The organism is Sutcliffiella horikoshii (assembly GCF_044809035.1).
Lineage (GTDB): Bacteria > Bacillota > Bacilli > Bacillales > Bacillaceae_I > Sutcliffiella_A > Sutcliffiella_A horikoshii_G.
Genome location: NZ_CP085237.1, coordinates 1,099,521 through 1,118,672 on the forward strand (window position 1 = coordinate 1,099,521; position 19,152 = coordinate 1,118,672).

22 protein-coding genes and 2 riboswitches are annotated in these 19,152 nt (G+C 37.9%); of the genes, 14 read left to right on the plus strand and 8 right to left on the minus strand.

Going from position 1 to position 19,152, the window contains the following annotated elements; translation table 11 throughout:
• Positions 1 to 394 precede the first annotated feature (394 nt).
• The 7 genes from LG307_RS05870 to LG307_RS05900 all read left to right on the plus strand — a co-directional run bounded on the left by LG307_RS05870 (position 395) and on the right by LG307_RS05900 (position 4,630).
• Positions 395 to 832 (plus strand): DUF6376 family protein, encoded by a 438-nt coding sequence (locus tag LG307_RS05870; protein ID WP_404448947.1) that lies wholly within the window; start codon positions 395 to 397, stop codon positions 830 to 832.
• Between the two features lie 27 nt (positions 833 to 859).
• Positions 860 to 1,501: a protein kinase family protein gene (locus tag LG307_RS05875; RefSeq protein WP_404448949.1), complete on the plus strand. Its 642-nt coding sequence runs from the start codon at positions 860 to 862 to the stop codon at positions 1,499 to 1,501.
• Between the two features lie 110 nt (positions 1,502 to 1,611).
• Entirely contained in the window at positions 1,612 to 2,136 is a 525-nt protein-coding gene (locus LG307_RS05880) for an RNA polymerase sigma factor (RefSeq protein ID WP_404448950.1), read from the plus strand.
• Positions 2,129 to 2,896, plus strand: coding sequence for a DUF4825 domain-containing protein (locus LG307_RS05885; protein ID WP_404448952.1), 768 nt, complete (start codon positions 2,129 to 2,131; stop codon positions 2,894 to 2,896). Before LG307_RS05880 ends, LG307_RS05885 begins: the two co-directional genes overlap by 8 nt.
• A 107-nt stretch (positions 2,897 to 3,003) precedes the next feature.
• Entirely contained in the window at positions 3,004 to 3,153 is a 150-nt protein-coding gene (locus LG307_RS05890; protein ID WP_404448954.1) for a hypothetical protein, read from the plus strand.
• Between the two features lie 198 nt (positions 3,154 to 3,351).
• Positions 3,352 to 3,987 carry an FMN-dependent NADH-azoreductase gene (locus LG307_RS05895; protein ID WP_404448955.1) on the plus strand — a complete coding sequence of 212 codons (636 nt, stop codon included), beginning with the start codon at positions 3,352 to 3,354 and terminating at the stop codon, positions 3,985 to 3,987.
• Between the two features lie 169 nt (positions 3,988 to 4,156).
• A complete protein-coding gene (locus LG307_RS05900) occupies positions 4,157 to 4,630 on the plus strand; it encodes a hypothetical protein (RefSeq protein WP_404448957.1) in 474 nt (157 codons plus the stop codon).
• A gap of 38 nt (positions 4,631 to 4,668) precedes the next feature.
• Here LG307_RS05900 and LG307_RS05905 read toward each other — a convergent pair whose 3' ends face one another.
• Positions 4,669 to 5,991, minus strand: coding sequence for a TrkH family potassium uptake protein (locus tag LG307_RS05905; protein ID WP_404448958.1), 1,323 nt, complete (start codon positions 5,989 to 5,991; stop codon positions 4,669 to 4,671).
• Between the two features lie 2 nt (positions 5,992 to 5,993).
• Positions 5,994 to 6,650, minus strand: coding sequence for a potassium channel family protein (locus LG307_RS05910; RefSeq protein ID WP_404448960.1), 657 nt, complete (start codon positions 6,648 to 6,650; stop codon positions 5,994 to 5,996).
• A 125-nt stretch (positions 6,651 to 6,775) separates the two neighbouring features.
• A riboswitch (cyclic di-AMP (ydaO/yuaA leader) is annotated at positions 6,776 to 6,922 on the minus strand.
• A gap of 451 nt (positions 6,923 to 7,373) precedes the next feature.
• On the opposite strand from LG307_RS05910, the gene LG307_RS05915 reads away from it, so the two are divergent.
• A complete protein-coding gene (locus tag LG307_RS05915; protein WP_404448961.1) occupies positions 7,374 to 7,931 on the plus strand; it encodes a TVP38/TMEM64 family protein in 558 nt (185 codons plus the stop codon).
• A 468-nt stretch (positions 7,932 to 8,399) separates the two neighbouring features.
• On the opposite strand, the gene LG307_RS05920 is transcribed toward LG307_RS05915, so the two are convergent.
• Positions 8,400 to 8,765 carry a hypothetical protein gene (locus LG307_RS05920; RefSeq protein WP_404448962.1) on the minus strand — a complete coding sequence of 122 codons (366 nt, stop codon included), beginning with the start codon at positions 8,763 to 8,765 and terminating at the stop codon, positions 8,400 to 8,402.
• Between the two features lie 146 nt (positions 8,766 to 8,911).
• Between LG307_RS05920 and LG307_RS05925 the strand changes: the two genes are divergently transcribed.
• The 5 genes from LG307_RS05925 to LG307_RS05945 all read left to right on the plus strand — a co-directional run bounded on the left by LG307_RS05925 (position 8,912) and on the right by LG307_RS05945 (position 13,679).
• Positions 8,912 to 9,643, plus strand: coding sequence for a DUF3784 domain-containing protein (locus LG307_RS05925; protein WP_404448964.1), 732 nt, complete (start codon positions 8,912 to 8,914; stop codon positions 9,641 to 9,643).
• 40 nt (positions 9,644 to 9,683) lie between these two features.
• Positions 9,684 to 10,637 (plus strand): calcium/sodium antiporter, encoded by a 954-nt coding sequence (locus LG307_RS05930; RefSeq protein WP_404448966.1) that lies wholly within the window; start codon positions 9,684 to 9,686, stop codon positions 10,635 to 10,637.
• Between the two features lie 12 nt (positions 10,638 to 10,649).
• Positions 10,650 to 11,462: an undecaprenyl-diphosphate phosphatase gene (locus LG307_RS05935; protein ID WP_404448968.1), complete on the plus strand. Its 813-nt coding sequence runs from the start codon at positions 10,650 to 10,652 to the stop codon at positions 11,460 to 11,462.
• 106 nt (positions 11,463 to 11,568) lie between these two features.
• Positions 11,569 to 12,117, plus strand: coding sequence for a tyrosine-type recombinase/integrase (locus tag LG307_RS05940; protein WP_404448969.1), 549 nt, complete (start codon positions 11,569 to 11,571; stop codon positions 12,115 to 12,117).
• 11 nt (positions 12,118 to 12,128) lie between these two features.
• Positions 12,129 to 13,679, plus strand: coding sequence for a potassium/proton antiporter (locus tag LG307_RS05945; RefSeq protein WP_404448971.1), 1,551 nt, complete (start codon positions 12,129 to 12,131; stop codon positions 13,677 to 13,679).
• A 26-nt stretch (positions 13,680 to 13,705) separates the two neighbouring features.
• On the opposite strand, the gene LG307_RS05950 is transcribed toward LG307_RS05945, so the two are convergent.
• The 3 genes from LG307_RS05950 to LG307_RS05960 all read right to left on the minus strand — a co-directional run bounded on the left by LG307_RS05950 (position 13,706) and on the right by LG307_RS05960 (position 16,522).
• Entirely contained in the window at positions 13,706 to 14,260 is a 555-nt protein-coding gene (locus LG307_RS05950; protein WP_404448973.1) for a CBO0543 family protein, read from the minus strand.
• A gap of 120 nt (positions 14,261 to 14,380) precedes the next feature.
• Entirely contained in the window at positions 14,381 to 15,910 is a 1,530-nt protein-coding gene (locus LG307_RS05955; RefSeq protein ID WP_404448975.1) for an NCS2 family permease, read from the minus strand.
• Positions 15,911 to 15,928: 18 nt separating this feature from the next.
• A complete protein-coding gene (locus LG307_RS05960) occupies positions 15,929 to 16,522 on the minus strand; it encodes a xanthine phosphoribosyltransferase (protein ID WP_404448977.1) in 594 nt (197 codons plus the stop codon).
• Between the two features lie 120 nt (positions 16,523 to 16,642).
• Positions 16,643 to 16,744: riboswitch (purine riboswitch) on the minus strand.
• 291 nt (positions 16,745 to 17,035) lie between these two features.
• Between LG307_RS05960 and LG307_RS05965 the strand changes: the two genes are divergently transcribed.
• The gene (locus tag LG307_RS05965; RefSeq protein ID WP_404448980.1) at positions 17,036 to 18,028 is read left to right on the plus strand and encodes a hypothetical protein; all 993 of its coding nucleotides are present in this window, start codon (positions 17,036 to 17,038) and stop codon (positions 18,026 to 18,028) included.
• Between the two features lie 27 nt (positions 18,029 to 18,055).
• Here the strand turns inward: LG307_RS05965 and LG307_RS05970 are convergent, their stop codons facing one another.
• Positions 18,056 to 18,250 carry a hypothetical protein gene (locus LG307_RS05970; RefSeq protein ID WP_404448982.1) on the minus strand — a complete coding sequence of 65 codons (195 nt, stop codon included), beginning with the start codon at positions 18,248 to 18,250 and terminating at the stop codon, positions 18,056 to 18,058.
• A gap of 233 nt (positions 18,251 to 18,483) precedes the next feature.
• Positions 18,484 to 19,152 carry a hypothetical protein gene (locus LG307_RS05975; RefSeq protein ID WP_404448983.1) on the minus strand — a complete coding sequence of 223 codons (669 nt, stop codon included), beginning with the start codon at positions 19,150 to 19,152 and terminating at the stop codon, positions 18,484 to 18,486.

Consider the following 19,152-nt stretch of genomic DNA (forward strand, 5'->3'; position numbering starts at 1 on the left):
CAACATTTACAAACTCTATGAAAAGTTGACGTTTTCAGTCTAATGGTCTAATATGAAGGTAATAAAATTACGCTTATTCCAAAGGGGAGTAGCTTTTTCAGCAAAGTCGTCATTACGGGACCATGTCCTCGGCTTTGTTGGCAACAGTACGTTGTTAGCGAGACCTTTGTCAGTTCCATTAGTCTGGCAAAGGTCTGTAGAATACTCAGGGACCTTTCGCCATTACGGTGGAAGGTCTTTTTCTTTTGGAAAAAAATAAGGAGGTCGTATTCATGATTAAGAAATTTATCAAAGCATTAGTATTGAAAAAAGGAGTGACCCTGGCTAAGAAAAAGGTCCTGCCAGTGGTTATGAAAGAAGTTAAAAAACGAATGAAGAAATAGGAGGCGTTCATATGCGTAAAGCAATCATCACATTTGCATTGTTATCATCTATTTTATTAAGTGGTTGTTCTATTTTAGATGAAGTTAATAGTTCCTTGGAATATGTCAATGAGGCTACAGAGCATATAAATACTTGGCAGGACTTTGGGGAGGAAGCACCTCAGATGATCCAAGAAGCAGCAACAGACGCCAATGCTAAGGAAGAATTGGAAACCAGATTAAACGAACTGCTTGTTGAGATAGAGGAGTTTAATGGTACAGAAGCTCCTGCAATTGCAGAAAGTGTCCATCAGCAGATTGTAGAGAAAAATGAACAAATAAAAGGTGTCATTGAAAATGCTATGGTTGACGGGGAAGTGGCACTAGAGAAGCTACAAGATTCAGAGCTATACACACTGATCAATGAAGTAACGACAATGATGAACCTATTGGAAGAATTAGGTTCTTAATGTATGTAAGAGAGTAGGAGATGCCGGATGAGTGGAACTGCAGAGAGGGACAAATCTTATAAACAACTTGCGGAGTCTGTTGTTTTTAAGCGAACTCATAAAAAGGTAGTCGTAGAATCCTTTAATGAGAAGGAACTTACTATAGCCGGGTCTGGTAGAAGTGCGTATGTTTTTAAAGTGAAAAATACAAACAGAGTGCTTAAAGTGTTCTATGCTCCTTTTGAACATTTAGCCAAAAGAGAAGCGAAAATATATGAAAAGTTAAAGGGAATACCCTCCTTCCCTTTGATGCATGCGTCTGGGGAAAACTATATTGTTATCGACTTTATAGAGGGATTTACCCTTTTTGAATGTTTGGTTTTAGGAAAAGATATCGATGAAAAAGTGTTGGATGAAGTAGATCATGCAATTTTATTAGCAAAGAGCAGGGGTCTTAATCCGTCAGATATCCATCTTCATAATATACTAATTACACCAGATGGAAATGTGAAGCTCATTGATGTGGTGCGTTTCGAGCAGGTTAAACAATGTACTCAATGGGATGATTTAAAAAGAGGGTATTATAAATTTTACAAAAAGAAGATATTTCCAAGAAAGATGCCGTCCAAGTTGTTATTGTTGATTGCCTTTTTTTATAAAAGAAACCTATTGAATAGATTTGTCACGTAAGTACGGGCCGTTCCTTTTGAAAAAGGAACGGCTCTTTTTTGTATAAACTGCGATAAAATGAAAAAGGATTCGTCTATAGATATAGAGACTGCAATAAACGGGGGAAGAGGATGTCCAAAAAACAAGTCATTTCGGAATGGTTTTATTTATATAGTGATGATATTTATCAATTTCTATTTTACCGATTGAATTCCAAACATCATGATGTAGAGGATTTAGTTCAGGAAGTGTTTATACGTGCGCTAAACAGCCTGGATCGTTATAAGGGGGAAGCTTCACCTAGAACATGGCTTTATAGCATTGCAAGGAATATTGCTATTGATGCCCACAGAAAAAAGAAACGTGATAAATGGAAGTGGTTGTTGCAGTTTGAACGCGGTAATGTACCGGAGTGTCCTACAAAGGATACCCCAGAAGAACTATTTTTTGTTTCAGAAGAACAAAAGGAATTGCTATCTGCAATAAGGAGTTTAAAGGAGTCCTATCAAGAAGTACTTTTCATGAGAAGCATTAAAGAATTATCAGTACAAGAAACCGCTGCAGCATTGGGATGGACCGAGAATAAAGTACGCTCCACCCTTCACCGTGCAAAAGTGGACCTGCAAAAAAAGTTGGGAGGGAATGTAGTTGAGTAAGGAATTGGATAAAAAGCTTCAAACATTGCCCAAGCCAAAACTAAAAGAGGAAACAAAAGGTGAGTTACATCAAGCCATCATGAATCATAAGGACGGTGCGACGCGTATAAAATGGTTGCCAAAAGTAAAATCGGCCGCATTGCTGACTGTCAGTGTGCTTGCAATAGCATTGTACTCCTTTATCTTGTTCACTGGTAACGAAGGAGAAGCTCCAAGGTCCTCCGTAACGGACGAGGAAAAAAGTTTTGAGAATTACGTTTCTTATATACAATCTATCGAGGTTCATGACCAAATAGATGCTGAAAGGGCATATATCGGCAACAATGGTGCGCTTGGAACATATCACGGTAAAGTGTTACCTGGCAAATACTATGCGAACGGAATGGAATTACAAACAAAAGAAGAGCCGATGGGGATTAGCATGCACTATAAGGTGACAGAAGAGACGTCCGCTACAGGTTTCGAGAAAGAAGTGTTTCATGCTTCCAATCTACCGTGGACCATCTCATTTAATGCAACAGTTTATTTTACATTTTTCCACAATGGAGACTATGTTACATTTGATATTGATTATTATGGAGAAAACAGAGAATACACAATAACCAGACAGCAGATTAAAAAATTATATGGACGTGACGTAAAGGAGTATGCAGATAACCAAGATTTATGGAAGCAAGAAGTTTTGGATAAGACACTTCAAGATGAAAAAAAGGTACAAGATTTTATGGAAGAAATAAGAGTGTCCAATGATAAAAGTTAATAATATTGGATTATTTTCCTTTCTATCCCAAAATATCTATTAATGACCAGAATAAAATAGTACAATAGTTGTATAAACTAACCATACTATTGTAGGGGGTGTTATAGATGGAAGGGAAACCAAATCATTATGATGGCAGTGTCCAGTCTGATTTAAAAGAGAATGCGGCTGGAGTTTTGAATGAGTCATTTGTACTAACTGACGATATGAGAAAAAATATCGGCGGTAATCCATATATCCTACATAATGAAGAATAAGCGAACTTTTTGAAGACTTGTCAGCTATAAAGACAGGTCTTTTTTTATATCGGCAAAACAAATTACTTGCAAAATTGATTTATATTATATATTATTATCTCGAATTAATAATAATTTAATTCAAGACAGTGGGTAAGTTAAGGCTTTTAGTGGCAAACTATAATAAATCAATTCAAACAAAGAGAGGAAAGATACAACATGTCAAAAGTTTTATACATCACAGCACATCCACATGATGACACATTATCCTACAGCATGGCAGTAGGAAAGGCTTTTATTGATACTTACAAAGAGGCTAATCCATCGGATGAAATAGTCCATATAGACCTATACAAGGAACATATCCCGCATATTGATGCAGATGTATTCAGCGGATGGGGTAAATTGCAAACAGGTAAAGGGTTTGAGGAGCTTTCTGAAGAAGAAAAAGGAAAAGTTAGCCGTTTATCCGAGTTAACGGAACAGTTTGTCGGAGCGGACAAATATGTGTTTGTTACTCCGCTTTGGAACTTCTCCTTCCCTCCAGTAATGAAAGCATATTTGGATTCCGTTGCTGTTGCAGGTAAAACGTTCAAGTACACAGCTGAGGGACCTGTTGGATTATTAACAGACAAAAAAGCGATCCATATCCAGGCGCGCGGTGGCATCTATTCAGAAGGTCCAGCTGCTGGTATGGAAATGGGTCATCGTTACTTAACAGTACTTATGCAATTTTTCGGTGTACCATCTTTTGAAGGATTGTTTGTTGAAGGTCATGCAGCAATGCCTGACAAAGCAGAAGAAATCAAATCGGACGCTATTGCGCGTGCGAAAGATAAAGCTCATACATTTTAATGGTGTTAAACCGGGTGGCTGGTAAGCTGCCCGGTGATATTTCAACCAAGTTTTCGGTTTATCAACCAACTCTCCTAATTCCAAATACCTCAAACGACGTTCCCTTCCTTTCAATCTTGGCAAATGCTATAATGTAACGAAAAGAAAATTACATAATCATGGAGGCAATATGCTAACTTTTGAACAAAAACTTGAAATAATACAATCCTTTCCCCAACTAACCAGAAAAGATGTATCCCTTAAACGGGTAAACTTCCAATATGAAGAAAGTAATAGTGATAAAAAAAATGTAGTCTTTCATTTGCATCCAAATGGCAACGGATTTGTTTATGCCAAAGGAGTGAAAGGCTATAAGAAAGATGAAAAAGGAATGGTGAATATTCGTGAGTTTAGTGCGGATGAACTGCATGAGCTTATCAATAAGTCCATTGAATTGCTTGGAAGAGAGTATGAAGTAGAGACAACCACAGAAGATTTTGAAGAAGAACGCTGGGCAAATGATGAAGGCCATTCCTTGCAAGTGGTACTTGAGGATGATATGTGGAACGTGTATGCAGGGAAAAACTTGGACGGAACTTTTCCTTCCTATAATGAAGCAAAGCAATACTTACTGGAAGAGGGATTCCGTAAGCGATATTATTAAATAACAAAAGCTCCCAATGTGTTCTGGGAGCTTTTACTTTATCCGGTAAGCAGGTCTTCGTTTGGATATCTGACTTTAGCGGGTTTTGGTTTCGCTAAGGAGTACGCCAAGGTCAACGGTCCCAGTTTACCTAACAACATGATAAAAACAATGACGCATTTACCGATATCGGTTAGATCTGCGGTAATTCCCATGGATAATCCCACCGTACCAAAAGCTGAAATAACTTCAAATAGCAATAATAGAAATTCTTTTTCTTCTGTTATCGTCAAAATTGATAAAGACCCAAAAATAAACAAAATGCTGATAGTTGAAATAGCAAGAGCTTTTATTACATAATTCTGGTGAATGGAGCGTCTAAATATCACAATTTCATTTTTACTTTTAATAAAGGTATTGACTGCAAGTATAATAATTACGAAAGTCGTTAATTTTATTCCTCCTCCTGTAGAAGTGCTTCCTGCTCCAACAAACATCAAGAGAAGCATCCATAAGATCGAAGCAGTTTCCATTGATCCAATATCAATGGTGTTGAAGCCTGCTGTCCTGGTGGTGACCGCCTGAAAATAGGAAGCCCATAATTTATTAATTAAACTAAAATTTCCTATGGTATCTGGATTGAAGTATTCCAATACAAAGAATATAAACATTGCCAATAAATTGATACCTAAAGTTCCGAATAGCATTATCTTTGTATGAAGTGTCAGCTTGCGAAATTCTTTGGTGTACCAAAGATCCGTAAGTACAGTGAATCCTATCCCACCTATTATGAATAAAAAGGAGATTACTATATTTACAACAGGGTCTCCTACATATTGCATTAAGCTATCTGGCCAAATAGAGAACCCGGCGTTGTTGAATGCCGAAATCGAATGAAAGACGCTATAGTAAAAACCATCCCACCAACCGTACTCAGGAATCCACCGATAAGATAGAAGCAATACTGCAATCCCTTCTATTAGAAAAGAAAATATAATTATTCTCTTTACCAGCAGAATAATTCCGCCTATTGAGGTTTGATTCAGTGCTTGCTGTAATAACAGCCTCTCCTGAAAACCAATTTTTTTCCCAAGCATAATAAAAATGAGAACGGCAAATGTCATAATCCCAATCCCGCCAACTTGTATCAGGAACAAAATGACAATCTGTCCGAACAATGTGAAAACGGTACCTGTATTTACCACTCCTAGTCCTGTTACAGTCATTGCGGAGGTTGCAGTAAAAAGAGCATCAACTAGTGAAATACTTTCAGTTGTTGAAACAGGTAGTTTCAAAAGTAAAGTCCCTAATAATCCGAAAAAAACAAAGACAAGAATCAATAGTTGTGGAGGATTGAGTCTAATAAATGTACGATGCCACATGTTTATATACCAAACTCTTCAAAGCGGTGGATATCTTCATTGCGTCCTAAAATAATCAGTAAGTCTCCTTCTCGAATAATTTCATCTGCAGAAGGAGAGATAATGATATCCCCATCTCTTTGTATACCAATTAATGTACAACCGAAATTTGCTCTTAAATCCAAATCTGTGAGACTTTTATTACTAACTTTTTTTGATGCGAAAAGCTCTGCAATGCTATGATTATTCGACAGTTCAATGTAGTCGAAAATTTTATCTGAAACTACATGATGAGCGACTCGTTTTGCCATATCCCGCTCGGGTTGAATAATTCTGTCTACACCAATTTTCTCCAGTACTTTTTGGTGGTATTTATTGGTGGCTTTTACCCAAACCTGCTTAATTCCCATTTCCTTCAACAACAGACTTGTAAGGATACTTGATTCAATGTCATCCCCCATCGATACTATTGCATGGTCGAAATTCCGAATTCCTAGGGAATTTAAGGTGGCTTCGTCTGTTGCATTGGCCTGAACCGCATGTGTGGCATATTCACATATTTTGTTAATGTTGTCTTCGTCCTTATCTATGGCGAGGACTTCTACTCCCAGTGTGGAGAACTCTTCCACGATGCTGCCTCCGAAACGGCCAAGTCCAATGACAACAAATTGCTTCTTCATGTTTATTCCTTCTCTCTTGAAAAATAGGTGAGGGGGTTGGGTAGAACTCCCTGTTTCCTTTTTAGATAAAACAAAAAGAGACCAATCTTTGCAACTCAAAGAATGGTCTCTTTTTAACAGTCAGACCCTTCTCTCAATACGCTTACGAGGTTAGCTGTCGGGTTAGAGGATGAGAGTCCTCTTCGGCATAAGTACGATTCACCCCAAGATATTCCGGTAGTTGAATATCAATATGGTTCCCCCGCTCTGTAAAGATTAAGCAATAGGTTAAAATGTATGAAATGATGATACTTAATTTACTCCCATTTTTACACTTCGTCAATAGGGAATTTGTAAAAAAGTTGTAAAGCGTTTTCAACCTGAATAGATAGTTAAGCCCGTATACGTCAACTATGGCAGAAAAATGACCATTTCGAAAAATAATTGGGATAGAGAGTGTAAGATAGTACTTTATCAAGATAAAATTGCTATAATTATGTAAAGCACTCTTGGCAAAGGTACTTAATTGCTCTTAAGTGTTCATAATCATCTATAAACATGTATATGGTAGAAATCAGTAGATAAATTTGACTAGGGGCCAGGCAGGGGGAGGGAGCATCCATACACACTCAAAAAATTTGGAGGATATTTACCTTCATACTAGTAGTATGTTCATTAATATGGGTTGTTCAAACAGAGTGGTTTTCCATTTTTAAAAGTGGTGATATCGAACAAATTCAATTGATGTTGGAAGAGGAAATTTATTTCTTATTATTACTAACCTTTTCATTGATGCTAATCCAAAACCTGTTTACACTCATTCCGATTGTAGGAATTGTAGTGATTAATATTGCATTGTTTGGACTTGTCTGCGGATATCTATGGAGTCTTGCAACCAGCATAATCGGTGCAATGGTCGCTTTCATTGTCTTTCGTTATTGGTTCCAATCACTTCTAATCAAGAAGGTGAAAAGATCATATTTAGAAAAGTTGGAGCAGAATGGTTTTTTCTTCGTTTTGTTATTGCGATTGATCCCTTTTATTCCATCTAGTCTAATTAACATAACAGGCGGCGTCAGTTCTATCAGGTTGATCCCCTTTTTGACAGCTACTTTTATAGGGAATGCAATTTACCTATTATTACTTAGCTTCGTAGCTAACGGATTATTATCAGCAGACATGGAGGGCTATGTGTTTGTTGCTTTATTGGTAGCAATACTGCCGAGTATTTATCTGTACCGATACCTTAAACAAAAAACTGGTATAGGAGAAAATCAGAAAAGAAAGATAAGAGGCAGCTAAAAAAACCGGGCAGATTTCGCCCGGTTTTTGTATTAAAGAATTAGAAACATGTATTACTGTTGATTTCCGTTCCAGGCGCTTCGCTTGCCTGTGGGCGGTCCGGGAGCCTCCTCGGCTAGTGCCTGCGGGGTCTCCCCTGTCCCTTCCTCCCGCGGGCGTCTGCGCGCCTTCCACTCCAATCAACAAGGTGATCTCATTAACCTTAAGTTTAATAAAAGAAATTTAATTGAATTGCTGAAAAACCATTAACGATTCTACAACGTAACTTCTAGCTGTGGATTGGAGCAAATGGCGTAGACTCCAGCGGGGGAGTAACGGTAGATTGAGACCCCTGAAGCGTTGTGAGGAGGCTCAAGCACCGTCCCGTGGAAAGCGCAGCCGTTTGCGGAAAGGAACAGCTATTAACCACTAACTACTGTTTTATACTAAAAAGGACCGAGCGGTTTTTCTTATGGTCCTCTGCACATACTATTCGTTCCGTCTAACTTTCCGTTGATAGAATATAAAGATAGGCAGCGGGATGATAATCCATCCAAAACTCTTGATTAAAGTATTCCAGGCCATTTCCCTGTTACGCTCTTTTTCTTGGGAGACAACTGTGTTATATTCGGCAAGCAAATCATCGTCATCCAATTCCGGCTCCAAAATCGGTTTGCCCGACTCATCATATTTTGTCTTATTGGCAATTTTCATCTCCTTGTATTCGCTATAAGTTTGATAATAGCTTGAAGGAGAAACAATATCTGCAATTGCCATAAATGCTGAGACACTTCCTCCGATGGTCATCATTAAGGTCATAAATAAAATTACATAATAATAGACTACACGTATCATACCTGATCTCCTTTCTTGAGAATTGTCCTAATTCTTTTTAAGAACCCCCTGAAATAGAACTACTAATAAGATATTGCAGAAATGAAACTTATAGACTTTCCATCACGTATGTTTAGAAAAGAATGAAGAGGAAAAGGAGGATGTATATGTGGTTATTATTTTTTATACAACTCATGGTGGTACTGATTTTCTTATTAATTGGGTGGGGTATAGTTAAAAAGGAGGCATATGGGCTTATATCAAGCTTTCGATCCCGCCCAAAAGAAGAACAAGAAGAGTTGATTCAAAACGGGTATCCACAAAGAACAGGAAAGTTACTCATCGGAACAGCATTGGCCTTACTGGTATTGCTTCCGTTATTGTTTACTCCATTCCCATATGCGATGGAAGTGCAAATAGGGGCTATGGTTGTCCTGTTGTTGGGCGGATTCATTTACCTTTCCAAATATGAGATACCAAAAAAACGAAAAAAAAGCTACATCATAAGTACATCCGTTGCCGTCGTCACATTCGGTTTTTTATTTGTCATTTTCTTCTTAGGCTTTCAAGAAGCTGAATTAGCGGTGAAAGAGGATACTTTTGTGATAAGTGGTGTTTACGGAGATCAGTGGGACTATGAAAACATCACACAAGTTGAATTGTTGGAGGAAATGCCGGATGTACTGATCCGCACAAACGGGTATGGAATGCAATCACTCTCTAAAGGGCATTTTAAGGTCAAAGGTTACGGAAGCAGCCTGCTGTTTATTTATAAAGGGCATTCTCCTTATTTGTATATAAAAACAAAGGATGATAACATTTTCATTAACTCAAAAGATGCACAACAAACAAAAGATTGGTATCATCAATTAATAGAGCAGTCAGGTAAAGTGGAATAGTATTTATATCTTTTATTTTCCAAGAAGGGAACATTAGATTATGACCTATTTATTATTGGTTGTCGGATTTGCATTGTTAATCAAAGGAGCGGATTGGTTTGTAGATGGTGCTTCTAGCATTGCCAAAATCCTCCGTATCTCCCCGTTGTTGATTGGATTGACCATTGTAGCATTTGGAACAAGTTCACCGGAAGCGACAGTAAGTATTCTGGCAGCCTTAGATGGAAGTGCAGAAGTTTCACTGGGAAATGTTATTGGTAGTAATATCTTTAATATTACCCTTGTCGTCGGACTAACTGCTTTACTGAATCCATTGAAGGTGGAAAGCGAGACAATCAGAAAGGAGATACCTTTCACCTTACTAGGAAGTGCTGTACTGCTTGTGTTGATCAGTGATATTGCACTGCAAGGTTTCTCAGAAAACCTACTTACCAGAAGCGATGGATTAATATTTTTATTGATTTTCGCTGTGTTTATGTATTATATTTTTGAAGTTGCAAGAAATAATCGTGATAAGATCCCTGTGGAAGAAACGTCAGAGAAAGCAACCTGGGGGAAGAATATTTTTCGTGCAATAATTGGACTTGCTGCCATCATATTTGGTGGAGAATTAGTAGTAAGAAATAGTACGGAGATTGCTGTATCATTGGGTATGAGTGAAACACTTGTCGGATTGACTATTGTAGCGATTGGAACCTCCTTGCCAGAACTTGTTACATCTATAATGGCAGCCATCAAGAAACAAAGTGAAATCGCCCTTGGTAATATCGTAGGAAGTAATATTTTCAATATTTTATTTGTATTAGGAACGTCCTCACTAATAACTCCACTTCCTGTTAACAGCAAAATTTTTGTGGATATCGGACTGTTAGTGGGTTTAACGGTGATTCTCTTAGTGTTTTCAAGAACAAATTTCCGGATTGGGAAAATCGAAGGAACCTTTCTGGCAGTAGCATACATTTTATATTTGGTGTTTATTATTATAAGAAATTGAGGTTTAACTGGTATGGAAGAAATTTTGGTTTTATTGAAGTATATTTTCTTGGGGATTTTTCAGGGGATTACAGAACCTATCCCTGTATCTTCGAGTGGTCATGTAATGATTTTGCAAAATCTTATGGGTATGGAGTTAGAAGGTTTAACATTTGAAATCGTTGTTAATGCAGCATCCTTAATTGCTATACTTATCATTTATCGTGAATCCATAACAAGGCTCTTCTTTGGTGCATTAAGATTTGTGGCAAAAAAAGATAGAGAAGATAAAGCTGATTTCATGTTTGTTATCTATCTTATTGTTGGTACAATTCCAGCCGGAGTAATTGGCGTGGTATATGGTGATGTAATATCGGATGCTTTGGAAAATATTAAAGTAATCGGTGTTACGTTGATTGTGACAGGAATTGCACTTTGGTTGATTCGTAACCTTAGAGGAAGAAAGAATGATGCGGAACTATCATTCAAAGACGCAGTCATTATAGGGTTTGCTCAGGCTGTTGCATTAATCCCCGGAATAAGCCGTTCTGGTGCAACGATTGTTGCCGCAATGGCCCGTGGAATGAAACAAGAAACAGCATTGAGATTTTCTTTCCTTCTTTTTATCCCTGTCAGTGTGGGGAGTATTTTGTTGGCTATAAAAGATTTAATCGGAATGGATAACTTAAATGAAATCCTTTTGCCTTATTCTTTGGCATTTATTGCTTCTCTTATCGCTTCTTATTTCTCCTTAAAATGGTTCATGGGGATTATGGCGAGAGGTAATTTGAAATATTTTTCCATCTATTGTTTTGTTGTGGGGACATTAGTCATTCTATTTCTATAAGAAAATCACCGCTTTCGAGCGGTGATTTTTTTGTAGGAGCATATTTTTAAAATGTTACATATATATATGTTATAATGAAGTTAAGTAACATTAAGGTGGGAATTCTATGGAATATGTTGAAGCGTTAAAAGATCGCAAGTTCATTCTTGAAATCAAAGAATACTTAAAAAACTACTCCTTAAGAGATTACTTGTTTTTTGTAATGGGAATCAACATGGGCCTTAGACTGAGTGAACTTCTGCATGTAAAAGTGGAAGGTGTGACAGTTGATGGAAAAGTAAATGACTTTTATCTATTGGAAAATGGTCATTTTATTTATATGAATAAACATGTCAGGCAAGCCATAGCGGAGTATCTTCACAAAAGAAGCCTTGAATCAGAGGATTACCTATTTAAATCCCAAAAGTGCAATGCACCTATTACAAGGCAGCAGGCTTACCGAATTATTAATAAAGCAGCGAAAGAAGTAGGCGTTCCTGGAAAGGTGGGGACTCATACTTTGCGAAAAACCTTCGGCTATCATGCATATAGAAGCGGTGTTGCTGTTTCTCTTCTTCAAAAACACTTTAACCACACTTCACCTTCAGAAACACTCCGTTATCTTGGAATAGACAAGTATGAAAAAATACCTGTAAGAATTGATGTCAATTTATAAGGGGGGATAAGATGTTACAAGGAGCATTTAATGTTGATTATTTTATTTTGCTTACCGCATTTCTTCTAATTGTTGGAGTTATTACCACGAAATTCTCGGCAAGACTAGGTGTTCCTGCGTTGGTATTGTTCATTGTTATTGGGATGATGGCAGGTAGTGATGGCCTTGGTTTCATCTATTTTGATAATGTAAAGTATGCGCAATTAATTGGTATCTTTGCACTTGTCATCATCCTTTTTGAGGGTGGTTTGCAAACAAAATGGGGAACGGTGCGCAAGGTTATCAAACCTTCTTTATCATTAGCTACGTTTGGAGTGATTCTGACTTCAGCATTGGTGGCCGTATCTGCCAAGCTTATTTTGGATGTATCCTGGTTAGAAGCCTTCCTGTTTGGAGCCATTGTTGGGTCTACAGATGCAGCGGCAGTATTTGCCGTGTTGAAAGGTCAGAACATTAAAGCGCGGATGGGAGCGACCCTAGAGGCAGAATCCGGTACGAATGATCCGATGGCAGTGTTTTTGACATTATCTTTTATTGAATTGCTTACTGCCTCTAATCCTAGTTACATAGGATTTATCGGAAATTTCTTCTGGCAGATGGGAATTGGTTTATTATTGGGGTTAGGTCTTGGAAAGTTGGCTTCCTATTCCATAAATAAAATTAATCTAGACTCCTCTGGATTATATCCTGTATTTGCGATGGCATTCGCGCTCTTAACATATAGTATCGCTGCATTAATAGGGGCAAGTGGGCTATTGGCAGTGTATGTGGCAGCCTTAATAATTGGTAACAATGAACTTACCTATCGCCAGTCCATTTTCCGATTTAATGAAGGATTTGCATGGATGATGCAAATCTTGATGTTTATCATATTAGGTTTATTGGTGTTCCCGGGACAATTGTTCCAATGGGATATCATGCTCAAAGGCTTATTATTATCGGTGATTTTGATTGTCGTAGCTAGGCCGATAGCGGTATTCCTCTCCACAATAGGCATGGATTTCAGTGTGAAAGAAAAGGTATTCTTATCATGGGCAGGCCTGCGTGGTGCAGTACCGATCGTTCTTGCTACATTCCCTATGATTGCGGGCATTCCAAATGCTCAACTGTTCTTCAATGTAGTCTTCTTCGTTGTATTGACGTCAACTCTTGTTCAAGGATCAACGATAACCATGCTCGCAAGAAAACTAAATCTTACGGGCCCTAAGAAAATAGCACCTATTCATTCTTTAGAGCTAGTTTCGATTGGAAAAGCAAATGCTGAGATTATAGAGTTTCAGGTGGAAGAGGATTTGGATATGGTAGGGAAAACTCTTGCTGAGTTAGAATTTCCTGATAAAACGCTTATCAATGCCATAATTAGAGCAGGGATCCTTGTCACTCCGTCGGGTGATACAATAATCAGGGATAAGGATTTCTTGTATATACTTACCTCCAGAACGAGTAAACTTGCTTTAGAGGAGTTCTTGAAGAAAAAGAAAGAAGTAACGGAACCTCATGAGGATGATGAGGCAGACAGTGGTAAAGAGTGTTCGAATGAGGATATAAAAGAAACCGTTTAAAAACTAGGATAACCGCTATGGTTATCCTAGTTTTTTTCTAAAATCGATCGGCAAATTTTTTCCGTAATAAACTTTAGAATATAGGCTATCAGTATGTAAAGTGGCACAGATATAAATTCATTCCAGTGAAAAGGGATATACAAGCCCAACTTTTCGGCAACAGGTTCTGCTACCAATGAAGCACCTATAGCCAATACAATATTGGCATAAAGAAAACCTTTGCCTTCCTGAAAATATTGATAAAGGAGCATATAGGTAATAGGGATGAGGCAATAGTCAAATACATAGGATTTAGGCAAAAAAGGACTGAGGTTGTATGTGTATCCCCAAAGACCAAGCTCATAGCCTAAACCATCCAGGTTGGATGCAACTATGATCCATAGCAGTCCATAAATGGTGATTCTCGGAAGGTGCTTTGTTTTTTTAAGTTTCGAGAATATTGTCCAGAAAATAATAAATATCGCAACCATACTCCACCATTGCCAGGAGAATACTACATGTTCTAGCCAAAAATTTAGATGGGACTTTACCGAAGACTGGTTTTTAGTATAGATTTCTATATATTGCTGCTTTATGTACATAAAAAGCCTGCTCTCAAAATATAGGATAATCCTAGTTTTTCTAATCTAATGAAAATGATACATGAAGCACGTAAAAGAACAAGAACCGGAATTAGCTCCCGGTTCTTGTTCTTTTATATTTTATGAGGCAACCTGACGTTTAATGGAAACTTTTTGTTCTGCCTTTGTGACAGTGCTTGAGGCACGTTGATACGCACAATATACTAAGAACACAGCGATTAATACATAACCCATTGCAAAGTCAGGAGCAGCGTTCAAAGCAAGCTTAGGTGCATGCATGAATCCGACGAAAGATAAAAAGGCACCAATTAAAGCAAAATAAGAAGCACGGCGGTAGTCTTGATCAATGATATAGACAGTGATTGCACCAAGTACAATTGCTGTAAACATAGCGCCCTGGCCAAGAGGGACAATTCCTTCTGAAATACCCGAAACCACTTCGCCTGCACTGTTATTGAAACGAGTCATTACATAGTTAGCGAAATAAGGCAGCATGGCAATCGCAACTGCTGGGAAGTATTTTTTGTCATTGGACCCAAAGGCTGTTGCGACCATCGATATTCCCACAAATACAAGTATTGGGGCTACGGCAGCAAGAGGAATGATGGCAGCAAGAGCGGCAATAACGCCTGTCATGGCAGCTATACCGAAAACAATTGCATTCAGTATGCTATATCCTCTACCTGCACCCATCCATTTCGAACCGACTGTAGCAATATAGACCGTAGTAGGGAAAAGGCCACCGAAAACAGCTCCTATCATCGTTCCCACCCCATCCACAGCCTGACATTCACGAACATCATAAGAGTCCCCTTCAGCAGACATGGCATCAACGTTATTCATCGTTTCAATGGCATTATAAAGTGTGATTGGAAGGATGATGGCCAATAATCCAATAAGTGTCCCAAACAAATAAGTCATTCCCTCAAATGCAGCCAAAGAGGGCAAGATAGGATAAAAGCCGATATTGCTCAAGCCATCAGCAATTTGGCCAGGAGATTGATAGCCTAAAGTGAAAGCTAAAACAGTCCCAATCAAAACCGCAAACAGAGAAGAAGGGATGTTAAAAGGCATTGCCATTTTCCCAACGACCCCAGCAATGATAATCACTAAAGCAACTAACCCTACAACTGGGATGGAAAAAGTATTAAAAAGCATTTCTCCAGCGATAAAAGTAAGGGCAACCCCTGCAAGTGCTCCAAGCATAGCAGCACGCGGCAAATGATTTCGTACCCAATTGCCGGTAAAGCTTACAAGGGTTTCAATCAATCCGCTCAAAAACGCAGCCGCAACGGCAATTTTCCATGCAAGTTCCGGATTTCCAGTCAATGCGTTAGCGGGAGCTAGTACACCAAATAAGAAAACGAACATAACAGGAGTACTGATCCCATAGGAGAGGGCAGTGACATTTGTTCTTCCTTCTTTTTGTGCCAGGCGATTGGCCATAAATGCGTAATAAAGGTTACCGACCATTACAGCAACCGCAGCGCCGGGGATTACTTTACCAAACACGATGCTAGCAGGAAAACCCATACCAAGCATGGTTACTGCAATAATAACGAAGTTTGCTAAATTATTTTGAAAAAGTGCGAAAAAAGCATCCGTATCTTCTTTTTTATACCAAGGATAGTTAACAGTCGTTGTTTTCATAGGATGACCTCCATTTTCTTAGTTTGTAACAGTGACAGCTTCTTCCACAAAGGTTATTTTTTCGTTTTGAAGGGACTGGATTCTTGCGAGGGACTCCACACGATAACCTTTATCCTCTAATATCTGTCTCCCAGGCTGGAAGGTTTTTTCAATTACAATGCCAATTCCGGCAACCGTAGCACCTGCCTGCGTTACTACATCAATCAAACCTTGTGCCGCCTGCCCGTTTGCTAGGAAATCATCAATAATTAGTACTCTATCGTTTTCCTGTAAAAATTCTTTTGCAACTGTGATTTCACTTGCTTCTTGTTTAGTAAAGGAGAACACTTCACTTGTATAGACATTGTCTTTTAGTGTCAGAGATTTTTTCTTCCTTGCAAAAACCAGTGGAACATTAAGCGTGTGTGCCGCAAAAAAACTTGGGGCAATACCGGAAGATTCAATCGTGACCACTTTATTGATGTTGGCGTCTGCAAAGCGATTTGCAAACTCTTTACCAATCTCAATCATCAATCCAGTATCCACCTGGTGATTTAAAAATGTATTAACTTTTAGAACACCGTTTGGTAAGACTGTTCCTTTATCAAGAATCGTTTGCTGTAGTAGTTTCATGTATGTTCCTCCTCTTGAAAATAAAAAATCCCGAAAGTCATAAGTGGCACAAGATCTACAAGTGACCACTTTAAACTTCCGGGAATGCAAATAATCGACTTAGGCTAAACCTAAGTACGGAAAAATTAAAGTATCACTCGTAGTCAAGCCATTTACGGTAGCTTGGTAGAGACTTGTAGGCCATATTCCCACTATTATACGAGTTAGTTATTTTATTGTTTGGATTATGAGGTGATTATAAAGGAAAAAAGACAGTTTGAAAAGGCTTTTTGAATAAAAACACGAATAAAAATCTAAATAATTCAAAATGAATTCGGAAAAAACCTACAAAATCCATTATTTCTAGTTGTAATCTATGAAAGTGTTCACCTCAAATGATAAATGATTGCACAAAATTCCAATCCACTTTCCCAATAGCCTTCTATGAATAGTTGCCTTAAAATGGAATCAGGACTATGGAACTATATTTTCTTTATTTTTATGTTTGCAGTAATGAAACGGGAGGTAAGGAGATTGAAGAGAATACTTATGCTCATTTCATTGTCAGGTTTAGTAGTGCTCGTTGGTTATTCAATCTATGAATATACCAGTTTTACGATAGTCAATTCGGAAAGAGGCATCACAGATTTTATTCAAGAACATTTAGGAGAACAAGAGAAAACGCCTTTGTTATTGGAAACGTATTCAATAGAATATACCAATAAAGTGGTGGCTACTTTTGAACATAATGAAAATGAATTGGTTGCCGTTCTATTTCAACAAGGTGTATATGGAAGATTGAAACCTGAAAAAGTATTGCTCAATCGTTCCTTTTATTCTGAAATTATAGAAACCAATAAAGGAACTATTGTACTTTTCATTGGAGAAAATAAACAAACATCCATAAAGACGATTGAAACGGATATCGTTAGCGGTGGGGAGAGAGTGAAGGTAGCTATCCCTCCTCAAAAATATTTCTCACAGATCAAGGAAATGGATCAAGTTTCAAAAATTGATTCAAAACCTAACTATATTTACCGAACATTGAAGGGAGCCATTTCAAGTGCCGTAGATAATATGGAGGGGATGGAGCTGATGTTCGTGGACGAAGAACATCATTCCTTTTTGATCTATTCAAAAGAGAATTCATTGTTAAAAACGATTCTTGGCGTCTACCATAATAACGATCATGGCTTTCAAGTAACCCGGATGGAGAAACCTAACTTCTATCAGATGGAAGAAGAAAAAAATTTCTGCTTTGAAGAAAAGACTGTGAAAGTAGACACTATTGAGCATACATATATTCATGGATTGGTACCAGAAAAAGAAGAGGTTAATAAAGTGGTTCTTGAAGTGCAAAGAAAAGAGGAAGTAATTTATCAGATTTCAAGCAATGTGGTCTCCAATCAATTCCTTCTGCATATTTCATCCCCGGAGCTCCTGGAAGGGGATGAAAAGGTCATTAAAAGGTTTCATTTGTATGATAAAGAAGGGAAGTATATACGTACAGAGTTAAAAGCTAGCTAACAAGCTGGTTCTTTTACTGAAAGCGGTCTAACTTTTTATAAGTTCATCAGTTGTGGAAATATGTTTATAAACGGAGATGTTTTGAAGGATACTGACCACCATGAGTATGAACATCATCCAAAAATATCCCATGTCTTGAATGACAAATGCAATAACGGATGCCACAAGCATAAGAAAGCTTGCCATAATACTTATCACAAAAACAATTTTACTCAGACTCAACGGTACATCTCCTCCTTAACTATAGAAGTATAACATAATATTTAGTATCCGGTATCTTTATACCCACGATTAGAGATATGTATGTGTGTAATTATACAATAAAATTGGTAAAATCATCATTACAGTTATGTAAAATCTTCGCAAAACGAAGTTTCTACCAATAGGACGATACGTCCATGGAAAAGGTTCCGTATCTTGAGTTACTAAAAGATAAAAATGAAAGATAAAACATCCTATCTTTCATTTATCTTTATTAGCTTATGAACGTCTTTTAATACCTCTTCTTCAATCTCATGGCGGACCCATCCTATATGCGGTGCAAAGGCAGAGTTTCCTTTGCGCAAAATATTCCCATCTTTGTCCTTTTCTTCAAAATCAATAATGATGCAATCTTTGAATGTCTTTGCAGGAGTCTTAATCTCCTCGTCAACTGTTCGAATATGATAGGTAATCTCAAGATCAAAATCCTCGATTTTCTCTGTCCAAGTATTGCTCGCTTCCAATGGATAGGCTATTATTTTTGTTTTTGGAAACTTCTTTATATCTTCAGCATTCCAATCGGAAGGAAATTCTTCAGAGAATACAATATATCCGTAGATCCCATCTTTCGTTTCTTCATAGAAATTACTTGTTTCTGAAATTTCAGAGGAAGATTCAGCAGCCTCCAGGTCCACTATGGTTCTTACTTCCACGATTTTGCTGTCAGGAACCTGGCTATATTGTACTCTGTAGTCTGTATGTCCTTTTTCCTCGATATAGCGACGGAAGGAATAATCTCCTGAAGTTGGTAATAACGGAGCGGGTTCTTTTACCTTTGCTTGCCCCCCTTCGCTATCTGTTCCGCACCCAGCGGAAAATAAGGTGCAAAGCGCAATAAAAAGAATAATAAATACATTTCTCAA

Excerpts from the sequence above, each read along its gene's own strand:
- LG307_RS05945 (WP_404448971.1), top strand. The coding sequence starts at position 12,129 with ATGTTACAAGGAGCATTTAATGTTGATTATTTTATTTTGCTTACCGCA.
- LG307_RS05900 (WP_404448957.1), top strand. The coding sequence starts at position 4,157 with ATGCTAACTTTTGAACAAAAACTTGAAATAATACAATCCTTTCCCCAA.
- LG307_RS05905 (WP_404448958.1), bottom strand. The coding sequence starts at position 5,991 with ATGTGGCATCGTACATTTATTAGACTCAATCCTCCACAACTATTGATT.
- LG307_RS05920 (WP_404448962.1), bottom strand. The coding sequence starts at position 8,765 with ATGATACGTGTAGTCTATTATTATGTAATTTTATTTATGACCTTAATG.
- LG307_RS05925 (WP_404448964.1), top strand. The coding sequence starts at position 8,912 with ATGTGGTTATTATTTTTTATACAACTCATGGTGGTACTGATTTTCTTA.
- LG307_RS05955 (WP_404448975.1), bottom strand. The coding sequence starts at position 15,910 with ATGAAAACAACGACTGTTAACTATCCTTGGTATAAAAAAGAAGATACG.
- LG307_RS05880 (WP_404448950.1), top strand. The coding sequence starts at position 1,612 with ATGTCCAAAAAACAAGTCATTTCGGAATGGTTTTATTTATATAGTGAT.
- LG307_RS05940 (WP_404448969.1), top strand. The coding sequence starts at position 11,569 with ATGGAATATGTTGAAGCGTTAAAAGATCGCAAGTTCATTCTTGAAATC.
- LG307_RS05890 (WP_404448954.1), top strand. The coding sequence starts at position 3,004 with ATGGAAGGGAAACCAAATCATTATGATGGCAGTGTCCAGTCTGATTTA.
- LG307_RS05935 (WP_404448968.1), top strand. The coding sequence starts at position 10,650 with ATGGAAGAAATTTTGGTTTTATTGAAGTATATTTTCTTGGGGATTTTT.
- LG307_RS05875 (WP_404448949.1), top strand. The coding sequence starts at position 860 with ATGAGTGGAACTGCAGAGAGGGACAAATCTTATAAACAACTTGCGGAG.
- LG307_RS05870 (WP_404448947.1), top strand. The coding sequence starts at position 395 with ATGCGTAAAGCAATCATCACATTTGCATTGTTATCATCTATTTTATTA.
- LG307_RS05950 (WP_404448973.1), bottom strand. The coding sequence starts at position 14,260 with ATGTACATAAAGCAGCAATATATAGAAATCTATACTAAAAACCAGTCT.
- LG307_RS05915 (WP_404448961.1), top strand. The coding sequence starts at position 7,374 with ATGTTGGAAGAGGAAATTTATTTCTTATTATTACTAACCTTTTCATTG.
- LG307_RS05960 (WP_404448977.1), bottom strand. The coding sequence starts at position 16,522 with ATGAAACTACTACAGCAAACGATTCTTGATAAAGGAACAGTCTTACCA.
- LG307_RS05910 (WP_404448960.1), bottom strand. The coding sequence starts at position 6,650 with ATGAAGAAGCAATTTGTTGTCATTGGACTTGGCCGTTTCGGAGGCAGC.
- LG307_RS05930 (WP_404448966.1), top strand. The coding sequence starts at position 9,684 with ATGACCTATTTATTATTGGTTGTCGGATTTGCATTGTTAATCAAAGGA.
- LG307_RS05895 (WP_404448955.1), top strand. The coding sequence starts at position 3,352 with ATGTCAAAAGTTTTATACATCACAGCACATCCACATGATGACACATTA.